The organism is Aestuariicoccus sp. MJ-SS9 (assembly GCF_032586235.1).
Taxonomy (GTDB): domain Bacteria; phylum Pseudomonadota; class Alphaproteobacteria; order Rhodobacterales; family Rhodobacteraceae; genus Aestuariicoccus.
Map to the genome: position 1 here is coordinate 1 of NZ_JAWHTD010000107.1, position 3,041 is coordinate 3,041.

The 3,041-nt window shown below is 60.9% G+C and carries 3 protein-coding genes; all 3 read left to right on the forward strand.

The window, feature by feature from the left end:
• The first annotated feature begins 116 nt into the window (after positions 1-116).
• The 3 genes from RXV88_RS23375 to RXV88_RS23385 all read left to right on the forward strand — a co-directional run bounded on the left by RXV88_RS23375 (position 117) and on the right by RXV88_RS23385 (position 2,995).
• Positions 117-929 carry a transglutaminase-like domain-containing protein gene (locus RXV88_RS23375; protein ID WP_410468859.1) on the forward strand — a complete coding sequence of 271 codons (813 nt, stop codon included), beginning with the start codon at positions 117-119 and terminating at the stop codon, positions 927-929.
• 346 nt (positions 930-1,275) lie between these two features.
• A complete protein-coding gene (locus RXV88_RS23380; protein WP_316296131.1) occupies positions 1,276-1,809 on the forward strand; it encodes a hypothetical protein in 534 nt (177 codons plus the stop codon).
• A 91-nt stretch (positions 1,810-1,900) separates the two neighbouring features.
• Positions 1,901-2,995 carry a transglutaminase family protein gene (locus tag RXV88_RS23385; RefSeq protein WP_316296132.1) on the forward strand — a complete coding sequence of 365 codons (1,095 nt, stop codon included), beginning with the start codon at positions 1,901-1,903 and terminating at the stop codon, positions 2,993-2,995.
• The last annotated feature ends 46 nt before the right edge of the window (positions 2,996-3,041 follow it).

Genomic DNA, 3,041 nt, shown 5'->3' on the forward strand with positions numbered 1-3,041 from the left:
CGCCTATCTCGACCGATCCGGGAACCGGTGGAGCTGCAATCGAGGCTTCCGGCTCTCGGGCGGGATGTGCATCCTTGGACGGTGATGCGGATGTTTCTCGTCGTGGCGCGTCCGGCATGCGGGTCAGCATCGGGTGCCGGCTGCGATACAGCTTCCCGCAACCGACGCCGCTGATTGCGATGCTGAACGTCCACTACTCGCGCTTCGGCGATCTGGAGCGTGCCGATTACCTCGTGACGTCGCCAAGCGTGCCGCTCGAAAGCTACCGCGACGGCTTCGGCAACTGGTGTACTCGCCTCCTGGCTCCGGCGGGCGACTTCGCGCTGTCAACGGATGGCATCTTCCGCGACTTTGGCCGACCCGATCCCGCGTCCCCTGACGCGCAGCAGCACGCAGTCCAGGATCTGCCTTTCGAGACCCTCGTGTTTCTACAGGGGAGCCGGTATTGCGATACCGACCTTCTGTCGGAGGAAGCGTGGCGTCTTTTCGAGACCACGGACCCGGGATGGCCCCGCGTCCAGGCGATCTGCGATTTCGTGCACGGACATGTCCGCTTCGACTATATGCAGGCGAAGGCGAAGGCGACGCGCACCGCATCGCAGACCCTCGCCGAGCGACAGGGTGTCTGCCGCGACTTTGCACATCTCGCCATCGCTCTGTGTCGATGCATGAACATCCCGGCCCGCTACTGCTCCGGATATCTGAGCGACATCGGTGAGCCTCTTCCTCATCCGCCTGGGGACTTCGCCGCGTGGATAGAGGTGTTCCTTGCTGGTGAATGGCACATGTTCGACCCGAGGAACAACAAGCCGCGGTTTGCGAGAATTCTGATCGCGCGGGGCCGCGACGCCGCTGATGTCCCTTTGACCCAGACATTCGGTCAGAACACTTTGACGGAATTCAAGGTCTGGACGGATGAATTGGCCTGACTGACCTTGGCTTCCTTTTCGATGCGCCATCCTAAACGGGCTCGCCAATACCCATATAGTTAGTTCTGGCGCCAAGCATCCCAGTCCGACATGGACGAGGAGTTGGCACCGGCCAATCAAAGGATCGATGATATGTCCTTCAAGGACCTGACAGCCAGGGCTGCTGCCGCAATGAAGCCGAAGCCTGCGGAGACCGGCCCCCCCCCTGCCAAGGAGACCGAGCCCATGGCCGCTGGCAAGGAAGCACCCACGAAGTCCAAGACATCTTGAGACGAACACAGGTTACGCGCCTCATTCCTATGAGGGGCGCGGACCACCTACAGCAACAAGGGAAAGGAACGCTTCAATGGAAGATCTGACGAGCAAGACCGTTGCGGTGTTTTCCCGGCCCTTCACCGTTCCAGGCTTTGACGAGACGCTCCCGGCGGGAGAGTACGAGATCGAAGCGGAGGTGGCTTCACCCCCTGATCAACAGGACCCCGAAGCCTGGAAAGCCTCCGTCCTGGTGAAGCTTCATCCCCGGATATCTCATCCGGGACTTGTGCGGACTCTGACCGTTTCCCTTGCCGACCTCGACCAAGCACGCGCCAGGGACAAGCTGACGGGCAGGGAGTTGTCCGACTTCTTCCTTGAAGAAATGCTGGCTGATCCGATGGTACAGCTCGTGATGAAGGCCGACGGGGTCTCCGAGGCGCACCTGCGACATCTCTATTCCGGGTCTGAGACGTCTGATCCGAATCTGGTTGCGCCGTCTTCGAAGGCGACCGCCCAAGGAGCGCGGGAGGAAGAGACCATCCGGACCGCCGAAAACGAAGGCATGCCTTCACGACCGGACTCGCCGCCGGACTTGCGCACCCGGCTGGCAGCGGGACAAACGTGATGGCGGACAAGGCCATTGCCGAAGTTGTTGCGCCGGAAATCGGGACCGCGAGGGCCTTGGGTGACGTTCCGCAAGAACGCCGATGCCTGCGATGCGAAACCTCGTTCTGGAGCGAACGTTTCGGAGAACGGATCTGCCGGCGCTGCAAGGGATTGAATGCCTGGCGGAACGCCACGCCAATCAGCCCGGGCGCATCTCGCCGCCGCTGATCCCCAAAGGTGCGCGCGCCGTCGTCCTCGAACCTAACTGGAACATCATTTTGGCCTGCCTCGACATCGTTCACACCACGTCCTACCGATACCGTCACGCCGTCTCTCTCGGGCCGCACAGGTTGATGCTGCGTCCCCGAGAAACACGGGAATTGCGACTTCTCTCGCATACACTCGCCATCACTCCGACGGCGACGGTAACCTGGGCGCATGACGTGGCCGGCAACGCCATCGCCACCGCCGTCTTTGACGGCCAGACAGATCATCTGGTGATCGAGAGCCGCGCTTCCGTGGAACTCACCGCGCCGGCTTGGCCGGTCTTTGCCATCGCTGCCTCGGCCGCCCAGTACCCCTTTGTCTACGCCGCAGATGAATGGACGGATCTGGGTGCATTGACAATACCGCAATACTGCGACCCAGACGGGCGGCTTTCCCGATGGGTCGAGGACTTTGTCATGGCGCGTCCGACCGACACACTTTCTCTACTGAAGGACATCAGCAACGGTGTGTTCACCCAGATTTCCTACCAGAGCCGTGACACTGAAGGCACCCAGTCACCGATCGAGACGCTCGACCGGCGATGGGGCTCGTGCCGTGATTTCGCGGTCCTGCTCGCCGAAGCCGCGCGCACACTTGGACTCGGATCCCGCATCGTGTCCGGCTATCTGTCCGACCCCGAAATGAGCCTCGTTGGGTCGGCGGCTTCAGGATCTACCCATGCTTGGGTCGAGATATTTGTCCCCGGTGCCGGATGGATTGCCTTCGATCCCACTAACCGGAGCTTCGGGTCCCGGAACCTGATTCCAGTCGCAGTCGGTCGCGGCATTCACCAAATCGTGCCGGTCTCGGGCAGTTTTTCAGGCGGGCTGGGTGCCCTTTCTGATCTTGCGGTCGGAGTTGAGGTGCGACTTGCAGCACAAGATGATGCAGGTGCTATTACGGATTCGACGGTTTTGTATTTCAATACAAAATCTTAATGGATGTCGTGTGCGCTGTATATGCAACTTGAAATCGCGCTATGGC

Bases quoted from the DNA above. Each gene is read 5' to 3' on its own strand.
- RXV88_RS23375 (WP_410468859.1), top strand. From the start codon at position 117: ATGCGGGTCAGCATCGGGTGCCGGCTGCGATACAGCTTCCCGCAACCG.
- RXV88_RS23380 (WP_316296131.1), top strand. From the start codon at position 1,276: ATGGAAGATCTGACGAGCAAGACCGTTGCGGTGTTTTCCCGGCCCTTC.
- RXV88_RS23385 (WP_316296132.1), top strand. From the start codon at position 1,901: ATGCGAAACCTCGTTCTGGAGCGAACGTTTCGGAGAACGGATCTGCCG.